The following is a 16,899-nucleotide window of genomic DNA, read 5'->3' on the forward strand; positions in this document are numbered from 1 at the left end:
ACGTCATGTCACGACAGTCCATCGGGCGCAGAGGCAAGATCCGGAGGCGGCGCATCATCCTCGGCAGGCCGCTGCGCAACGGATGGCGTCCCTCCGTCGCCCGTGCTGCCGCGATCGGGGTCGCTCCCGCGCTGCTCGTCGGAGCCGGCGTCGGCGCGCTCGTCCAGAGCAACCAGGCGGCACCGGGTGTCGTGCAAGCGGTTTCGGCCGACACTCCCTTCACGTTCAGCGGCTTCGGTCACGGCCACGGTCGCGGCATGGGGCAGTGGGGTGCCTACGGCTACGCCCAGGACGGGTGGACCGCCGAACGGATCATCGGCCACTACTACGGCGGCACCGAACTCGGCACGGTCGACGACGCGATGATCGCGGTGCGTCTCATGGCCCGCGACGACCACACCCTCGACGTCTACTCCGACACCGGCATGATCGTCGCCGGCAAGCAGCTCGCGCCCGGTGAGGCCGCGCACCTGACACCCACCCCGGACGGCGGCGCGAACGTCGTCGTCACGGAGGGCTGCAGCGGCGACGTGCTGTGGCAGGCCGCCACCGACCTGCCGTGGGTCGATCCGATCGACCTCGCCGAGGACCGTCCCGCGAACGAGCACCTGACGATGTGCTCGGACGACAAGACCTACCGCGGTGCCCTCGGTGTGGTGCTCGACGGCACCGCCCCGCGCACCGTCAACCGCCTCCACGTCGAGGACTACCTGCGCAGCGTGGTCCCCGCCGAGGCACTGCCCGGCTGGGCCGACACCGGTGGCGCCGAGGCGCTGCGGGCACAGGCCATCGCCGCGCGCTCCTACGCCCTCGCCGAGAAGCGTCACGAGAAGTGGCAGACCTGCGACACCACGGACTGCCAGGTCTACGGCGGGTCGGGCGTCGAGGATCCGCGCACGGACGACGGTGTGCGCACCACCCGCGGAACCGTCCTGATGAAGGACGGCGAGGTCGTGCGCAGCGAGTTCTCCGCCTCCACCGGTGGCTACTCGGCCGGCGGCACCTTCCCGCCCGTCGAGGACGAGGGCGACAAGGTCGCCCCGAACCGCGAATGGGCCAAGACCTTCACGGCGGCCGAGATCGGCAGCAAGTTCGGCGTCGGCGACCTCCAGGCTTTCGAGGTGCTCTCCCGCAACAATCTCGGCCCCGAAGGCGGTCGCGTGACCCGCGTCCGTGTGGTCGGCTCCGACCGCACCATCGAGACGACGGGTGCCGAGGCGCGGACCAAGCTGGGACTGCGCTCCGACTGGTTCACCGTCAAGGAAGGCATCGACGAGGACGCCCCGGAGGTCACTCCGGCACCCGAACCCGGCCCGGAGACCGGCACCGATCCCTTCGGCAGCGGCACCGGCACCTCGCCCATCGAGCAGGCCTACCTGGATCTCGGCGGCGTCGACAGCGTGCTCGGCTCGCCCATCGGCCCCGAGCTGATGCTGCCCGACGAGATCGGCAAGTTCCGGATCTTCACCGGCGGCGCGATCGTGTGGACACCGGACCTCGGTGCTCAGGTCATCGACGCGAGCTTCCTGAAGGACTGGTTCCCGAGCACGGGTAGCGCCGAGTAATCCCACGGCACACCTCGACCGGCCGGTCGCCCGAACGGGGCGACCGGCCGGTGGCGTTCCGGCACCCCGACGACGAGTGTTGACATTGACGCAACGTCAAGATGCACGCTGGTCGTAGCCGGAAAGAAGAGGAGGTGGGCACGTGCGGGAATGGTCGATCCAGCAACTGGCACGCGCCGCCGGTGTCACCAGCCGCACGCTGCGGCACTACGGCGAGGTGGGGGTGCTGCGTCCGAGCCGCACCGGCAGCAACGGCATGCGGTTCTACGACGAGGACGCACTCGTGCGTCTCCAGCGCATCCTGCTGCTCCGCGACCTGGGGCTGGCCCTGCCCGCGATCCGCGACGTGCTCGCCGGTCACGACGACACCGCGAGCGCACTGCGCACCCACCTCGACCTGCTCGAACACGAGCGCCGGCAGTTGGACCGCCGTATCGCGGCGGTGCGCACCACCTTGGCGAAGACGGAGAGAGGGGAGGAACTCGTGGCAGACGAAGTGTTCGACGGGTTCGACCACACGCAGCACCGGGACGAAGTGATCGAACGGTGGGGCAAGGACGCCTACGACTCGGGCGACCGGTGGTGGCGGGGCATGGACGACGCCGCCAGGCACGACTGGATGAAACAGGTCGAGCAGCTGAACCACGACTGGACCGCGGCGGCCCGGGCCGGGCTGGACCCCGCCGGGCCCGAAGCACAGGACCTCGCGCGGCGGCACGTCGCCTGGCTGTCGTCGATTCCGGGCACCCCGGGAGGCGGCACTGCGGAGGGCAGTCCGCGGGAGTACGTGCTCGGTCTCGCCGACATGTACGTCGAGGACGAGCGTTTCGCAGCGAACTACGGAGGACGTGAAGGCGCCGAATTCGTCCGTGACGCGCTCATCCACTACGTGTGAGTGTGACGGCCCTCTCGGTCCGCCCGGACCGAGAGGGCACCTCCGCGACGGAGTCGCATACCCTGGTCTCCCGTGACTGCTGCATCAGCGCCCCAGCCCTCCACCGGTGAGTACGACCTGATCGTCGTCGGCTCCGGATTCTTCGGACTGACGATCGCCGAGCGCGCGGCCACGCAGCTCGGCAAGCGAGTGCTCGTGATCGAGCGTCGCCACCACCTCGGTGGCAACGCGTACTCCGAGCCCGAGCCGGAAACCGGAATCGAGGTCCACAAGTACGGTGCCCACCTGTTCCACACCTCCAACAAGAGGGTGTGGGACTACGTGAACCAGTTCACCGATTTCACCGGCTACCAGCACCGCGTGTTCGCGATGCACAAGGGCCAGGCCTATCAGTTCCCGATGGGTCTCGGACTGGTGTCGCAGTTCTTCGGCCGGTACTTCAGTCCCGACGAGGCACGCGCCCTCATCAAGGAGCAGGCCGCCGAGATCGACACCGCCGAGGCGAAGAACCTCGAGGAGAAGGCCATCTCCCTGATCGGCCGCCCCCTCTACGAGGCGTTCGTCCGCGACTACACGGCCAAGCAGTGGCAGACCGACCCGAAGGAACTGCCCGCCGGCAACATCACCCGGCTGCCCGTCCGCTACACCTTCGACAACCGCTACTTCAACGACACCTACGAGGGTCTGCCGGTCGACGGTTACACGGCATGGCTCGAGAACATGGCGAAGGACGAGCGGATCGAGGTCCGGCTCGACACCGACTGGTTCGCGGTGCGCGACGAGATCCGCGCGGCCAGCCCCGACGCTCCCGTCGTCTACACCGGCCCGCTCGACCGCTACTTCGACTACTCCGAGGGTCGCCTCGGATGGCGCACCCTCGACTTCGAGACCGAGGTGCTGCCCACCGGCGACTTCCAGGGCACCCCGGTCATGAACTACAACGACGCCGACGTGCCCTACACCCGGATCCACGAGTTCCGGCACTTCCATCCCGAGCGCGACACCTACCCGGCCGACAAGACGGTCATCATGCGGGAGTACTCGCGGTTCGCCGAGAACGACGACGAGCCGTACTACCCGATCAACACCTCCGAGGACCGCGAGAAGCTGGGCGCCTACCGCGCCCTCGCGAAGCAGGAAGCAGCCGAGAACAAGGTGCTCTTCGGTGGCCGACTCGGCACCTACCAGTACCTCGACATGCACATGGCGATCGCCAGCGCGCTGTCGATGTTCGACAACGTCCTGGCCCCGCACTTCGAATCGGGAGCGCCCATCGCCGGGGATGCCTCGTGAGCGCCGCGAAGCACGCCGCGGCCGCGAACGCCGGCAAGCACGAGGCGGCCGTGAGTGTTCCCGTCGCGGAGCAGGACGGCCTGCTCGGCCGGTCGTTGCTGCAGCGCATCATCCTGCCGCGACCGGGCGAGCCCCTCGACGTGCGCACGCTCTACCTCGAGGAGTCGCCCACCAATGCGCGTCGCGCCCACGCGACGAGCCGGACGACGCTGGCGATCGGCGCGGAGTCCGAGGTGTCGCTGTGCACCTACTTCAATGCCTTCCCGGCGAGCTACTGGCGTCGCTGGAGCACGCTCGGTTCGGTGGTGCTGCGTCTCGAGCTCACCGGCCACGGCCGCGTCGACCTGTACCGCAGCAAGGCCGACTCGAGCCGCATCCACGTCACCGGACGTGAGTTCCGCGGAACGGAGACGATCGTCGAGATCGACGCCGACCTCGGTCCGTTCGAGGACGGCGGCTGGCTGTGGTTCGACGTGACCACCGACAGCGACGTCACCCTGCACGCCGCCGGCTGGTACGCACCCGTCGAGGCGCCCGGCCGTGCCTCGGTCGCCGTGGGCATCCCGACCTTCAACCGTCCCGCCGACTGCGTGAAGGCGCTGCGTGCGCTCGCGTCCGACCCGCTGGTGATGGACGTCGTCGACGCCGTCATCATCCCGGACCAGGGCACCCGCAAGGTGCGCGACGAGGCCGACTTCGCGGAGGCCGCCGAACCCTTCGGTGCTCGCCTCGTCATCCACGACCAGGGCAACCTCGGTGGCTCCGGTGGTTACAGCCGCATCATGTACGAGGCGCTGAAGACCACCGATGCTCCCTACATCCTGTTCATGGACGACGACATCGAGATCGAACCCGACTCGATCCTGCGCGCCCTCGCCCTGTCGCGTTTCGCGCGGACCCCGATGCTCGTCGGCGGGCAGATGCTCAACCTGCAGGAACGCAGCCACCTGCACACCATGGGCGAGGTCATCCACCGCGCGAACTTCATGTGGGGTGCCGCCCCGAACGTCGAGTACGACCACGACTTCTCCACCAAGCCGCTGCGCGACCGGGAGAACTCGAAGCTCCTGCACCGCCGCATCGACGTCGACTTCAACGGCTGGTGGATGTGCATGATCCCGCGCGTCGTCGCGGAGGAGATCGGCCAGCCCCTGCCGTTGTTCATCAAGTGGGACGACGCCGAGTACGGCCTCCGGGCCCGCGAGGCCGGCTACCCGACGGTGACGATGCCCGGCGCCGCGATCTGGCACATGGCGTGGAGCGACAAGGACGACGCCATCGACTGGCAGGCGTACTTCCACCTGCGCAACCGGCTCGTCGTGGCCGCGCTGCACCAGCACGGCGACCCCAAGGCGATGGTGCTCGACACCATCAAGGCCACGATCAAGCACCTCGTGTGCCTCGAGTACTCGACGGTCGCGATCCAGAACAAGGCCATCGAGGACTTCCTCGCCGGCCCGGAGAACCTGTTCGATCTGCTGCCGCGCGCCCTCGGCGAGGTGCACGCACTGCGGAAGAACTTCCCCGACGCGGTGGTGCTGCCGTCGTCGACCGAACTGCCGATGGCATCCGGCGCCGAGGTCGGCGCCGTGGGCCTGCCCGAGGGTGCGGTCGCGAAGGTCAAGCGTCTCGCGAAGGGTGTACTGCACAACGTGCGCCCCGAGAACCGCGAGCACCACGAGCGGCCGCAGCTGAACGTGCCGACCATCGACGCGCGGTGGTTCCTGCTCTCGCAGGTCGACGGCGTGACGGTCACCACGGCGGACGGTCGGGGTGTCGTCTACCGTAAGCGCGATCGTGCGCAGGCCCAGGCCCTGCTCACGGAGGCGCTCCGGTTGCGACGCGAACTCGCTCGCCGGTTCCCCGAGATGAAGAAGCGGTACCGGGACGCGGTTCCCGCCCTGACCAGCAAGGAGGAGTGGGAGCGTGTCTTCGGTATCGGCAACTGACAGCAGCGCTGCGGCCACGACCGCAGACGGTGCGGCTGTGGACGGTGCAGCCGCGGACGGTGCGGCCGCACGTCACTGGAGGAGCACCGACACCGAGGTCCGGATCCTGCAGACCGTCCAGGCCACCGCCGGTGCCGTGCCCGCCGCGACGAAGATCGCCCGCGGCATGTCGCACTTCGGTGAGCACGCACTCGGCTGGATCGCGATCGGCGCCGCCGGCGCCCTCGTCGACCGCCCCCGTCGCCGCAAGTGGGCGAGCGTGGCGGTCGGTGCGTTCGGTGCCCACGCGGCGTCCGTCGTGATCAAGCGGGTCGTGCGCCGGCCGCGGCCGGTGGACCCGACGGTGCAGGTCAACGTGTCCACGCCGAGCCGGTTGAGCTTCCCGTCGTCGCATGTGACGTCCACGACTGCGGCGGCCGTGCTGCTCGCCCGCACCACCGGGCTACCCTTTCCCGCGGTGCTCGTGCCGCCCATGATGCTGTCCCGCCTGGTGCTGGGCGTGCACTATCCGACGGATGTACTGGCGGGTGCGGCACTCGGTGCGGCGTCCGCGGCCGTCGTGGCGCGGGCAGAGACGAAGTGGGGAGATCGATGAGCGAGGAACCGGCGCCCGTCAAGGAGGCGCCCAAGAGCCTGGGCGCCGGGATCGTCAAGGCGGTCCGTCCCCGACAGTGGGTGAAGAACGTCCTGGTGCTCGCGGCCCCGATGGCGGCCGGCTCGGTCACCCAGGTCGACGTGCTGCTGCCCGTCGCGCTCGCCTTCGTCGTCTTCTGCATGGCCGCCTCCGGCATCTACCTCGTCAACGACGCGATGGACGTCGAGGCCGACCGTGCACACCCCACCAAGCGGTTCCGGCCCATCGCGGCCGGCGTGCTCCCGGTGCGACTCGCGTACATCCTCGCGGCGGTGCTGCTCGTCGGCTCGATCGCGCTGTCGTTCGTCGCGAACTGGCAGCTCGCCGTCGTCATGGCCGTGTACATCGGCATCCAGCTCGCGTACTGCTTCGGGCTCAAGCACCAGGCCGTGCTCGACATCTGCATCGTGTCGTCGGGCTTCCTGATCCGTGCCATCGCCGGTGGTGTGGCCGCCGAGATCCCGCTGTCGCAGTGGTTCCTGCTGATCATGGCGTTCGGGTCGCTGTTCATGGCGGCCGGCAAGCGATACGCCGAACTGCGCCTCGCGACCCGCACCGGCGCGAAGATCCGCAAGTCGCTCGAGTACTACACCGAGACCTACCTGCGGTTCGTGTGGACGGTCGCGGCGACGGCGGTCGTGCTCTGCTACGGCCTGTGGGCGTTCGAGCAGGACAACGTGGCCGGCTCCAACTGGTACGCGATCTCGATGATCCCGTTCGTCGTCGCCATCCTGCGCTACGCGGTCGACGTCGACGGCGGTGAAGCCGGCGAACCCGAGGAGATCGCCCTGAAGGACCGGGTGCTGCAGTTGCTCGCAGTGGTGTGGATCCTGGTGGTCGGCGGTGCTGTCTACCTCTTCTGACGTCGTGCGCGGCGTCCACGACACCGAGGCCGGACCGTCCAGTACGGTCCGGCCCGTTCGGCGTGACCGCCTCGCCCGCGGCGTGTTCGCCGCCGGTGTGGTCGTCTCCGCGTTCCTGATGTTCTGGGGAGCGTGGGAGCGGCGCTGGATCGCCGACGACGGCCTCATCGTCCTGCGGACCGTGCGCAATCTCCTCGCCGGCAACGGGCCGGTGTTCAACGCGGGGGAGCGCGTGGAGGCCAACACCTCCACCGCCTGGACGTACATCGTCTACGCGGGTGGATGGCTCACCGGCCTCCGCCTCGAATACGTGGTGCTCACGATCGCGCTCGTGTTGTCGACGGGCGCGATCGTCCTCGCCATGTTCGGTGCCGCACGCCTGTACCGGTGGCGACTGCGCGCCACCACGGGGACCGTGCTGCTCCTGCCCGCCGGTGTCCTCGTCTACATCGCGGTGCCCCCCGCCCGCGATTTCGCCACCTCGGGCCTCGAGTCCTGCCTGGTGATCTGCTGGCTCGGTCTGCTGTGGCTGCTCATGGCACGGTGGGCGACCCCCACGCCGGGAGGGGACGGATCGCTTCCGGGTACGGGGCAGATCCTCGCCACGGCGTTCGTCGCCGGACTCGGCCCGCTCGTGCGACCCGAACTCGCGCTGGTCGCGGTGCTCGCGCTCGCGATGCTGTTCCTCGCGCCCGGCCTGGACCTGCGCATTCGCATCGCGATGGTCGCGGTCGCCGGAGCGATCCCGGTCGGCTACCAGATCTGGCGCATGGGCTACTACGGACTGCCCTATCCCAACACCGCGGTCGCCAAGGACGCCGGTGGTGCCAAGTGGTCGCAGGGCCTCGAATATCTCGGCAACCTGGTCTCGCCGTATCTGCTGTGGCTGCCGCTGTTGTTCCTCACAATCCTCGCCGCGCTCGTCCTCGCGACCAGCCGTGACGCCGCGGGCCTCACCGCCGCGGCGGCACGTCCCGATCCGCGCGACGTGCGGGCCACCCTGACCTGGGCGCAGAACCTGTTGCGCACGCCGACCGCCGTCGTCGTGCTGTTCCTCGGCTCGGGCGTGCTGCTCGCGTTGTACTCGCTGCGTGTGGGCGGCGACTTCATGCACGGCCGCGTCCTCCTGCCGCCGCTGTTCTGCCTGCTCCTGCCCGTTGCCGTCGTCCCACTGCGGGTCCCGGACCGGGCAGAGATCGGCAACAACCGGCCGACGCAGGTCGCGGGTGCGCTGGCCGTGCTGTGGCTGGGCACCGTGGTGTGGACGGCCGCTGCGGCCAACACGACCGGCATGACCGAAGGCGCTGTGGTGGGCCGCTCCGGCATCGTCGACGAGCGCGCCTTCTACGCCCTCAACACCGGGCATCTGCATCCCATCCGGGCCGAGGACTATCTCGACTACCCGCGCATGCGGGCCATGGTCGAGGCCATCGCGAACACCCCGAACGGCGGGTTGTTGCTGCCGACTCCCTCCTTCGACGCGTGGGATGTCGTGCCGCCGCCCGAGCCCATCCCACCGGGTGGTGCCGGACATACGGTGTTCTTCCTGAACCTGGGTATGACCAGCATGAACACGGGTCTGGACGTGCGGGTCGTCGACCAGATGGGTCTGGCCTACCCGCTCGCCGCGCACACCGAGCGTCTCGAGGACGGCCGGATCGGCCACGACAAGATCCTGTTCCCCGACTGGGTGGTCGCCGATTCGGGCATGGTCGACGTGCATCCGTGGATGCCGGGCTATCTCGACGAGGACTGGGTCGCGATGGCGAAGACCGCGCTGACCTGTCCCGAGACCCGGGAGTTGATCGATTCCTCGAGTGCGGAACTGACCTGGCCGCTGTTCAAGAGGAACCTGCGCAACGCGCTCGACTACGCCTCGTACCGGATCGAACGGGTGCCGGAGTACGAGATCCAGCGTTGTGACCTGCCGATGCCACCGCCGCGGGGGTGACGGCCGGACACCGAGATCAACTTGGCCCCCTTCGACCGTCTCGATAGGATCACGGCGCATCACGGATGGGTAACTTTCCGGCAGCGCGTGCTTGACCTACAGGTCAAGAGGTGCCCAAGAGCTGTTGAAACCAGGGTTTGTCAGAGATCACGCGGTCCTTTACAGTTTTGACCGCAGTGTGACTTGGGGCGGCCTTCCGCGGTCGTCATCGCCGGAATCCGGGGGACGCGAACGCGGACGCCGCAGACGAGAAAGAGAGCATTGTTCATGCGTTTTGTCCCGAGGTTGAGGCAGGGCCTTCGACGGCGACTGCTCGGCACCGCCGCAGCAGCTCTGGTCCTCCCCGTGGCTGCCGGCCTCGTCGGAACCACCGCCGCCGTCGCCGCGCCGGCGCAGGGAGCGCCGGTCTCGCACCGCGCACCTGCAGGGGGCTTCGAAGAGGTCTTCGTCGAGTCCGACATGGGCCCGATCAAGGTTCAGATCCAGTGGGCTGCGCGCGGTGGCGACGCGGCGCTCTACATGCTCGACGGCCTTCGCGCCCGGGACGACGCGAACGCCTGGACGTTCGAGACGAACGCCCTGCAGCAGTTCGCGAACGACAACGTCAGCCTCATCATGCCGGTCGGCGGACAGTCGAGCTTCTACACCGACTGGTACGCGCCGTCCAACCTGAACGGCCAGGACATCACCTACAAGTGGGAGACGTTCCTGACGGAGCAGCTGCCCGACTACCTCGCTACCCGTGGTGTCTCGCGCAACAACAACGGCATCCTCGGCCTGTCGATGGGTGGCTCCGCCGCCCTGACCCTGGCCGCCTACCACCGCGACCAGTTCAAGTTCGCGTCGTCGCTGTCCGGCTACCTCAACCTGTCGGCTCCCGGCATGCGTGAGGCCATCCGCGTGGCGATGCTCGACGCCGGCCGCTTCAACGTCGACTCGATGTGGGGCCCGCCGTGGAGCCCGGCCTGGCTGCGCAACGACCCGTTCGTCTTCGCTCCGAAGCTCGAGGGTCTGTCGCTGTACATCTCGGCCGCCAGCGGTCTGCCCGGTGAGCACGACAACCCGCAGGGCTTCGTCGGCTACTACAACACGGCCAACGGCATGGCCCTCGAGGCGCTGTCCCTCGCCCAGACCCGCGCGTTCCAGATCAAGCTGGCCACGCTCGGCATCCCGGCCACCTTCGACTTCCCGGCGCGCGGCACGCACGCCTGGAAGTACTGGGAGGATCAGCTCTGGAAGGCACGCCCGCAGATCCTCGAGGCGCTGAACGGGTTCTGATCCCCGGTACGCACTGCTAGCGACGACGCCGCCCGCTCACCATCAGGTGAGTGGGCGGCGTCGTAACTTTCTGCAACAATTTTCTCACCTGTCACAGCGCGGCACCCGCGATTCCGGGTGCCGCCGGTGTAGAAACAACATCCGGGACTCCGGTATCCCGAGTCGGCACATCCAGCCGGGGCGCACTGCCACTGCCGCCGTCGCGGTCCACCCGAAGCCGCACTTCGGCAGGAAATCCGGCAACGCAGAAAGTGAGCGATGCAGATGCGAACTGAGCTCGAGCACGGTGAGCGACGGACGGGGCCGAGCAGGAGAGCGGCTCGCGTTGCGGGTGCGCGGAGCGGGAGATCCCGTGCGCTCGCACTGATCGCCGCAGCCCTCGTCGCGCCCGTCGCCGCAGGTCTGACCACCGTCTCGGTGGCCACCGCCGATCCGCTCATCGCCCAGTCCGGCCCGACGAGCACCGCCGGCGCCACCGTCCGTTCCGTCGACTGGCTCACCGATCGTCGCGTCGCCCTGTGGATCGACTCGCCGTCGATGGGGACGCCGATCCAGGTGCAGCTGCTGCTCGCGCGCGACTGGAACAGCAAGCCCGACGCGAAGTTCCCGTCGGTGTTCATGCTCGACGGCATGCGTGCGCGCGACGACGAGAACGGGTGGACGCTCGAGACCGACGCGGAAGCGTTCTTCGCCGACAAGAACGTCAACGTCGTGCTGCCGGTGGGCGGCCAGTCGAGCTTCTACTCCGACTGGATCGACCAGAACAACGGACAGAACTACAAGTGGGAGACCTTCCTGACGAAGGAACTTCCCCCGCTCCTCGAACGCGATTGGCGCACCACCGACAAGCGTGGCGTCGTCGGCCTGTCGATGGGCGGTACCGCCGCGATGTTCCTGCCCGCCCGCAACCCGGGCTTCGCGCAGTTCGCGGCATCGCTGTCCGGCATCCTCACCACGACCACCCTCGGCATGCCCGAGGCCATCCACTACGCGATGCAGGACGCCGGCGGTTTCGACTCCGAGGCGATGTGGGGTGCGCCCGGCTCCGACGGCTGGGAGTCGCACGATCCCTATCTGCTCGCCGACAAGCTCAAGGGTGTGAGCCTGTACGTCTCGAGCGGCAGCGGCACCACCGGCCCGTACGACGATCCGTCGGGCATCCCCGGTGTCAGCACCAATTACGCCGGTATGGGCCTCGAGATCCTCTCGCGCCTCACCTCGCAGGCGTTCGCGACGAAGCTCAAGAAGCAGGGCATCCCGGCCCAGATCGTGTACCGGCCGTCGGGCACCCACACGTGGAAGTACTGGGAGTTCGAACTGCACCAGCTGTGGCCGCAGCTCGCCAACACCCTCGGGGTCGGGGTCGACAAGCCCGAGTGCCAGGCCACCGGTGCCTTCGGCGACGTGGCGAACGCGAACGGCTGGCTCGGCGACTGCCTCACCGGTGAATACGACGTCGCCGGTGGCAAGGTGCAGGACTTCCGCTTCGGCCGCGTCTTCTCGTCCGAGGGCACGACGGTGCCGGTCGCGGGTGCGATCGGCGGCGCCTACCAGGGCGTCGGCGGTCCGGCCGGACAGCTCGGCTACCCGACCACCGAGGAACGCGTCGCTCCCGACGGACGCGGACGGTTCAACCACTTCCGGAACGGCGCGATCTACTGGACGCCCGAACACGGCGCCCACGCGGTCCGCGGCAAGATCTTCGAGGAATGGAAGAACCAGGGCTGGGAGGGCGGCCCCCTCGGTTACCCGATCCTCGACGAGGCGGCGACCCCCGACGGTCGCGGCGCGGTTCAGGGCTTCGAGATCGGTGCCATGTACTGGAGCGAGGACACCGGCGCCCACGGCGTGCAGGGCATGATCCTCGACAAGTACTCCCAGCTCGGCTACGAGACGGGCATCCTGGGCTACCCGACGAGCAGCGAGCAGCCCGCAGGGCGCGACGGTCGCTTCAACGAGTTCCAGCACGGCAACATCTACTGGAGCCCGCTCACCGGCGCCTGGCCGGTCCGCGGCAAGATTCTCGAGGCGTGGCTCGCCGAGAAGGGTGCCGAAGGACGTCTGGGTCTGCCGATCAGCGACGAGTTCCCGGCCGTGGACGGCAAGGGCGTGCAGCAGAACTTCCAGAACGGCTTCATCACCCTCGACGGCGACGAGGTGAAGCTGCAGCCGTAAACGGACGACAGCGGGGCGGCCCGTGCGGCCGCCGATCGCGAAGCGGGTCGGCCCGTGCAACTGGGGGAGGCGGGACGCTTCTACCGGCCGCACGGGCCGCTCTGTAGCCTGGGGCGCATCTGACCAAGTTCGACCGACATCCCGGATGTGAGGACCCCACCACATGCCTTCACGGACCCGCTCGCGCTCGACCCGAGTCCTCGGCGCCCTCGCCGCGGCACTGACCGCCACGGCAGTTCTCTCCGCGTGCGGAAGCGACGACTCCACCGCGACGAACACGCCGACGACGTCTGCCGCCACGGAGACCTCGACGTCGGCATCGACCTCCGCGGCAGAGACGTCCACCGGCGCCGCCGGGGCGGAGAGCACGGACGAGGCCGAGACGAGCGACGCGTCCCCGGCTCCGTCCTCGCCCGACGCCGGTGAGGACACGGGAGCCGGCACGGGTGCGGCACCCGCTCCCACGCCCGGCGCCCAGGCCTTCCTCGACGGTCTCCGCGCCGAGGGTGTCGAGCCCAGCGACGAGACCGGCGCGGTGAACATCGCCGACTACATCTGCAGCGCCCAGGCGCAGGGCGGGTCTCCGGAGGAGATCAAGGTGTTCGTGACCGCGCTCGTGGGTAGTGATGCTGCAGCCGGTGGTGTCGAGTTGTCGGAGGAGCAGGCCTCCTCGACGGCCGACACGTACATCGCCGTCGCCGGCGAGACGTACTGCAACTAGGAAACGCGGGGACAGCACGAATGGTCAGGACGAAGCAGCGTCGCGGACGCAGGATCGTGGTCGTGGGGGCGCTGCTCGTCCTGGCGATCGTGCTGGTGCTCTGGTACATGCTCGCGGGGCGGCTCGACATCCCGTCGCCGATTCCCACCCCGCCGGGGCCGGAGGAGCCGCAGTCGCAGCCGGCCTCGTGCCCCGACGTGCAGGTCGTCGCGGTGCCGGGCACCTGGGAGTCCGCGGTGGGCGACGATCCGTACGCTCCGGCCGCGAACCCGTACTCGCTCATGCTCAACGTGACCCGGCCGCTGCAGGAGCGTTTCGACGCCCAGCGCGCCGACGTCTACACGGTGCCGTACGTCGCGCAGTTCTCGAACCCCATCGCGATCCCGCCGGACGGCCAGCAGTCCTACAACAACAGCCGCAGTGAGGGATTCGCGGCCACCACCGACATCCTCGCGCGCCGCTCGGCCGAGTGCCCGCTGACCACCTATGTGCTCACCGGTTTCTCGCAGGGCGCCGTGATCGTGGGCGACGTCGCCGCGCAGATCGGTGCCGGTAACGGCCCGGTGCCCGCCGACCGGGTGCTCGGTGTCGCGCTCATCGCCGACGGGCGCCGCGACGGGGTCTCGGGCACCGACATCGGTGCCCCCGTCGCCGGAGTGGGTGCCGAACTGTCGCTCGACGGACTGCGACTGCCGGGTATCACGATGACCGGCGCGCGTGCCGGCGGCTTCGGGGAACTCGACGACCGCACCATCCAGATCTGCGCGCCCACCGACAGCATCTGCGACGCACCGCCGAACGCGCTGAATCCCGCCAACTGGATGTCGGCCGCTCCGCGCCTGCTCGAGTACGTCAACAACCCGATCCACGCGATGTACAACACCTACGTCGTGGACGAGAACGGCACCACCGCGACGCAGTGGATCGCGAACTGGGCGGCGGAGAAGATCGACGCCGCACCGGAACCCGCAGAAGAGTGAGGTGCGGTTGTCGCCGCACGCAGGGAGGGTTCGGGCTCGAGTGAACCCTCCCACATATTACTCGCGGGTAGTGTCCGATCTCACCACCCGGTACACTCGAAAGACGGGCTGCCTTTAGACTCATCCCTCGGCTGCGTGCCCGGCCGTCCGGGATCGTGGCGCACGACGACTGCCACAGGAGAAGAGGTTCATGGTGCCAGCGACGGCACGGCGAACGGCCGGCCCCCTCCGGGGGCGTAGCGACGGCCCGCGACCGGGAATGATCCTTGTCACGAGCTCTCGCGTCGGTCGGGCGTACGTTCCGGGGCGCCGATCCTGGGCAGCAGAGGGCGGCGGGTCGCGTCGCCGGCTGGTGCCGGCGTCGAAAAACCGTCGCACACAATCGGATCGTGTGCTGTTCCCCTTCGGCGGGCACGGAATGTGTGTGTGAAGACGACCATGTCGTATCTTTGTGTTTCCCGTGTGCAAGGGGAAGCGTTCCTCCCGGCGTCCGCACTTTGCGAGGGTGCGCGTGATGCCGATCTGTAACATATTCGTGATCTGGGGTCGATGGACACGTTCGAGGAACGGACCGCCGGAAGCCGTGGGGGGCGGTATCGGTACGACGATCCGCCGGCGCGGAGGAAAAGTTAGTGGCGCAACCATGTCGAGTGGTTGTGGGATCGCTTCGACAGGGAGAAGGAATTGAGCGTCGGGTTCGAAGAGTTCATCGATGAGAACGGGCGGATCAGGCTGCCGGAAGGGCAGACCCTGCTCGATCACCTCGAGGGGAACTTCGCTTCAAACGGTGACGACCTCGCCTACCGGTACATCGACTACTCGCGGGAACGCGACGGCGAGGTGCACGAGCTGACCTGGGATCAGTTCGGCGTGCGCATCAAGGCCATCGCCGCGCGCCTGCAGCAAGTCACCGCTCCCGGCGACCGCGTCGCGATCCTCGCTCCGCAGGGCCTCGACTACGTCGTGTCCTTCTTCGCCGCGATCTACGCCGGCACCATCGCCGTGCCGCTGTTCGATCCCGACGAACCCGGCCACACCGATCGCCTGCACGCCGTTCTCGGCGACTGCACCCCCAGCGCGATCCTCACCGCCACCTCGTCCGCGGCCGGCGTGCGGCAGTTCTTCCGCCCGCTCCCCGCTGCGCAGCGTCCCCGCGTGATCGCCGTCGACGCCATCCCCGACTCGGTCGCCGAGTCCTGGAACCGGCCGCCCATCGGCACCGACGACATCGCGTACCTGCAGTACACCTCCGGCTCGACCCGCGTTCCCGCCGGCGTCGAGATCACCCACCGGTCGGTGCTCACCAACGTCATCCAGATGGCCGACTCGATCGAGCTCAACGAGTCGTCGCGCGGCGTGACCTGGCTGCCGCTGTTCCACGACATGGGCCTGCTCACGGTGATCCTGCCCGCGGTCGGCGGCAAGTACATCACCATCATGAGCCCGCGCGCCTTCGTGGCCCGGCCGAGCCGGTGGATCCGCGAGCTCGCCGCCGTCTCCGACGGTGCCGGCACCTTCGCCGCCGCCCCGAACTTCGCGTTCGAGCACGCCGCGGCACGCGCGGTCCCCAAGCCGGGCGAAGAACTCGACCTGAGCAACGTGATCGGCCTGATCAACGGCAGCGAGCCGGTCACCACGTCGTCGATGCGCAAGTTCAACGAAGCGTTCGGCCCCTACGGTCTGCCCCGTACGGCGATCAAGCCGTCCTACGGCATGGCCGAGGCCACTCTGTTCGTCTCCTCCACCCGCCACAGCGACGAGGCGAAGGTCATCTACGTCGACCGCACCGCCCTCAACGCGGGTCGGGTCGTGCGCGTCGAGCCCGACGCCGAGAACGCCATCCCGCAGGTCTCCTGCGGTTACGTCGCGCGCAGCCAGTGGGCCGCGATCGTCGACGCCGAGACCGGCACCGAGATGCCCGACGAGCACGTCGGCGAGATCTGGCTGCACGGCGAGAACATGGGCATCGGCTACTGGGGTCGCAAGGAAGAGACCGACAACACCTTCCACAACCGCATCACCAAGCGTCTGACCGAGGGCAGCCACACCGAGGGCACCCCGGACGACAGCAAGTGGCTGCGCACCGGCGACTACGGCGTCTACATCGACGGCGAGCTCTACATCACCGGTCGCGTCAAGGACCTCGTCATCGTCGACGGTCGCAACCACTACCCGCAGGACCTCGAGTTCTCGGCGCAGGAGGCCAGCTCCGCGCTGCGCCCCGGCTTCGTCGCGGCGTTCGCGGTTCCGGCCAACCAGCTGCCGCGCGAGGTGTTCGACAACGACGCCTCCGGTCTGCAGTTCGACGCGGACGATTCGTCGGAGCAGCTCGTGATCGTCGCCGAGCGCGCTCCCGGCGCCGGCAAGGCCGATCCGCAGCCGATCGCCGACGCGGTGCGTGCCGCGATCTCGTCCCGGCACGGTGTCACCGCCCGCGACGTGCTGCTCGTGCCGGCCGGTTCCATCCCCCGTACGTCCAGCGGAAAGATCGCGCGCCGGGCGTGCAAGACCGCATATGTCGAGGGAACGCTGCGCGGTGGTTACCAGCAGCAGGCCTTCCCGGACAGCGTGTAAGAACGAATGTCCTCTTTCCCG

General features: G+C 68.7%; 12 protein-coding genes. All 12 read left to right on the forward strand.

Annotated elements, in window-relative coordinates; translation table 11 throughout:
- The first annotated feature begins 5 nt into the window (after positions 1–5).
- The 12 genes from LPH33_RS00930 to fadD32 all read left to right on the forward strand — a co-directional run bounded on the left by LPH33_RS00930 (position 6) and on the right by fadD32 (position 16,878).
- The gene (locus tag LPH33_RS00930) at positions 6–1,565 is read left to right on the forward strand and encodes a SpoIID/LytB domain-containing protein (protein ID WP_016692618.1); all 1,560 of its coding nucleotides are present in this window, start codon (positions 6–8) and stop codon (positions 1,563–1,565) included.
- A 142-nt stretch (positions 1,566–1,707) separates the two neighbouring features.
- Entirely contained in the window at positions 1,708–2,460 is a 753-nt protein-coding gene (locus tag LPH33_RS00935) for a MerR family transcriptional regulator (RefSeq protein ID WP_088896826.1), read from the forward strand.
- A gap of 72 nt (positions 2,461–2,532) precedes the next feature.
- The gene (glf, locus tag LPH33_RS00940) at positions 2,533–3,753 is read left to right on the forward strand and encodes a UDP-galactopyranose mutase (protein WP_016692620.1); all 1,221 of its coding nucleotides are present in this window, start codon (positions 2,533–2,535) and stop codon (positions 3,751–3,753) included.
- Between the two features lie 50 nt (positions 3,754–3,803).
- Positions 3,804–5,702 (forward strand): glycosyltransferase, encoded by a 1,899-nt coding sequence (locus LPH33_RS00945; protein ID WP_160877654.1) that lies wholly within the window; start codon positions 3,804–3,806, stop codon positions 5,700–5,702.
- A 103-nt stretch (positions 5,703–5,805) separates the two neighbouring features.
- Entirely contained in the window at positions 5,806–6,297 is a 492-nt protein-coding gene (locus LPH33_RS00950) for a phosphatase PAP2 family protein (RefSeq protein WP_026061215.1), read from the forward strand.
- Entirely contained in the window at positions 6,294–7,199 is a 906-nt protein-coding gene (locus LPH33_RS00955; RefSeq protein ID WP_016692623.1) for a decaprenyl-phosphate phosphoribosyltransferase, read from the forward strand. Before LPH33_RS00950 ends, LPH33_RS00955 begins: the two co-directional genes overlap by 4 nt.
- 4 nt (positions 7,200–7,203) lie before the next feature.
- Positions 7,204–9,150 carry a flagellar motor control protein ZomB gene (gene zomB, locus LPH33_RS00960; protein ID WP_301848054.1) on the forward strand — a complete coding sequence of 649 codons (1,947 nt, stop codon included), beginning with the start codon at positions 7,204–7,206 and terminating at the stop codon, positions 9,148–9,150.
- Between the two features lie 267 nt (positions 9,151–9,417).
- Positions 9,418–10,428: an alpha/beta hydrolase gene (locus tag LPH33_RS00965; protein WP_088896824.1), complete on the forward strand. Its 1,011-nt coding sequence runs from the start codon at positions 9,418–9,420 to the stop codon at positions 10,426–10,428.
- A 258-nt stretch (positions 10,429–10,686) separates the two neighbouring features.
- A complete protein-coding gene (locus tag LPH33_RS00970; RefSeq protein ID WP_016692626.1) occupies positions 10,687–12,603 on the forward strand; it encodes an alpha/beta hydrolase-fold protein in 1,917 nt (638 codons plus the stop codon).
- Positions 12,604–12,766: 163 nt separating this feature from the next.
- Positions 12,767–13,324 (forward strand): DUF732 domain-containing protein, encoded by a 558-nt coding sequence (locus LPH33_RS00975; RefSeq protein WP_145691278.1) that lies wholly within the window; start codon positions 12,767–12,769, stop codon positions 13,322–13,324.
- A gap of 20 nt (positions 13,325–13,344) precedes the next feature.
- Entirely contained in the window at positions 13,345–14,304 is a 960-nt protein-coding gene (locus tag LPH33_RS00980) for a cutinase family protein (protein ID WP_016692628.1), read from the forward strand.
- A gap of 684 nt (positions 14,305–14,988) precedes the next feature.
- Positions 14,989–16,878 carry a long-chain-fatty-acid--AMP ligase FadD32 gene (gene fadD32 / locus LPH33_RS00985; RefSeq protein ID WP_016692629.1) on the forward strand — a complete coding sequence of 630 codons (1,890 nt, stop codon included), beginning with the start codon at positions 14,989–14,991 and terminating at the stop codon, positions 16,876–16,878.
- The last annotated feature ends 21 nt before the right edge of the window (positions 16,879–16,899 follow it).

The sequence above is a fragment of the Rhodococcus sp. RDE2 genome, from assembly GCF_020885655.1.
Taxonomy (GTDB): domain Bacteria; phylum Actinomycetota; class Actinomycetes; order Mycobacteriales; family Mycobacteriaceae; genus Rhodococcus; species Rhodococcus pyridinivorans.

Bases quoted from the DNA above. Each gene is read 5' to 3' on its own strand.
- LPH33_RS00930 (WP_016692618.1), top strand. From the start codon at position 6: ATGTCACGACAGTCCATCGGGCGCAGAGGCAAGATCCGGAGGCGGCGC.
- LPH33_RS00955 (WP_016692623.1), top strand. From the start codon at position 6,294: ATGAGCGAGGAACCGGCGCCCGTCAAGGAGGCGCCCAAGAGCCTGGGC.
- LPH33_RS00965 (WP_088896824.1), top strand. From the start codon at position 9,418: ATGCGTTTTGTCCCGAGGTTGAGGCAGGGCCTTCGACGGCGACTGCTC.
- LPH33_RS00970 (WP_016692626.1), top strand. From the start codon at position 10,687: ATGCAGATGCGAACTGAGCTCGAGCACGGTGAGCGACGGACGGGGCCG.
- LPH33_RS00975 (WP_145691278.1), top strand. From the start codon at position 12,767: ATGCCTTCACGGACCCGCTCGCGCTCGACCCGAGTCCTCGGCGCCCTC.
- LPH33_RS00980 (WP_016692628.1), top strand. From the start codon at position 13,345: ATGGTCAGGACGAAGCAGCGTCGCGGACGCAGGATCGTGGTCGTGGGG.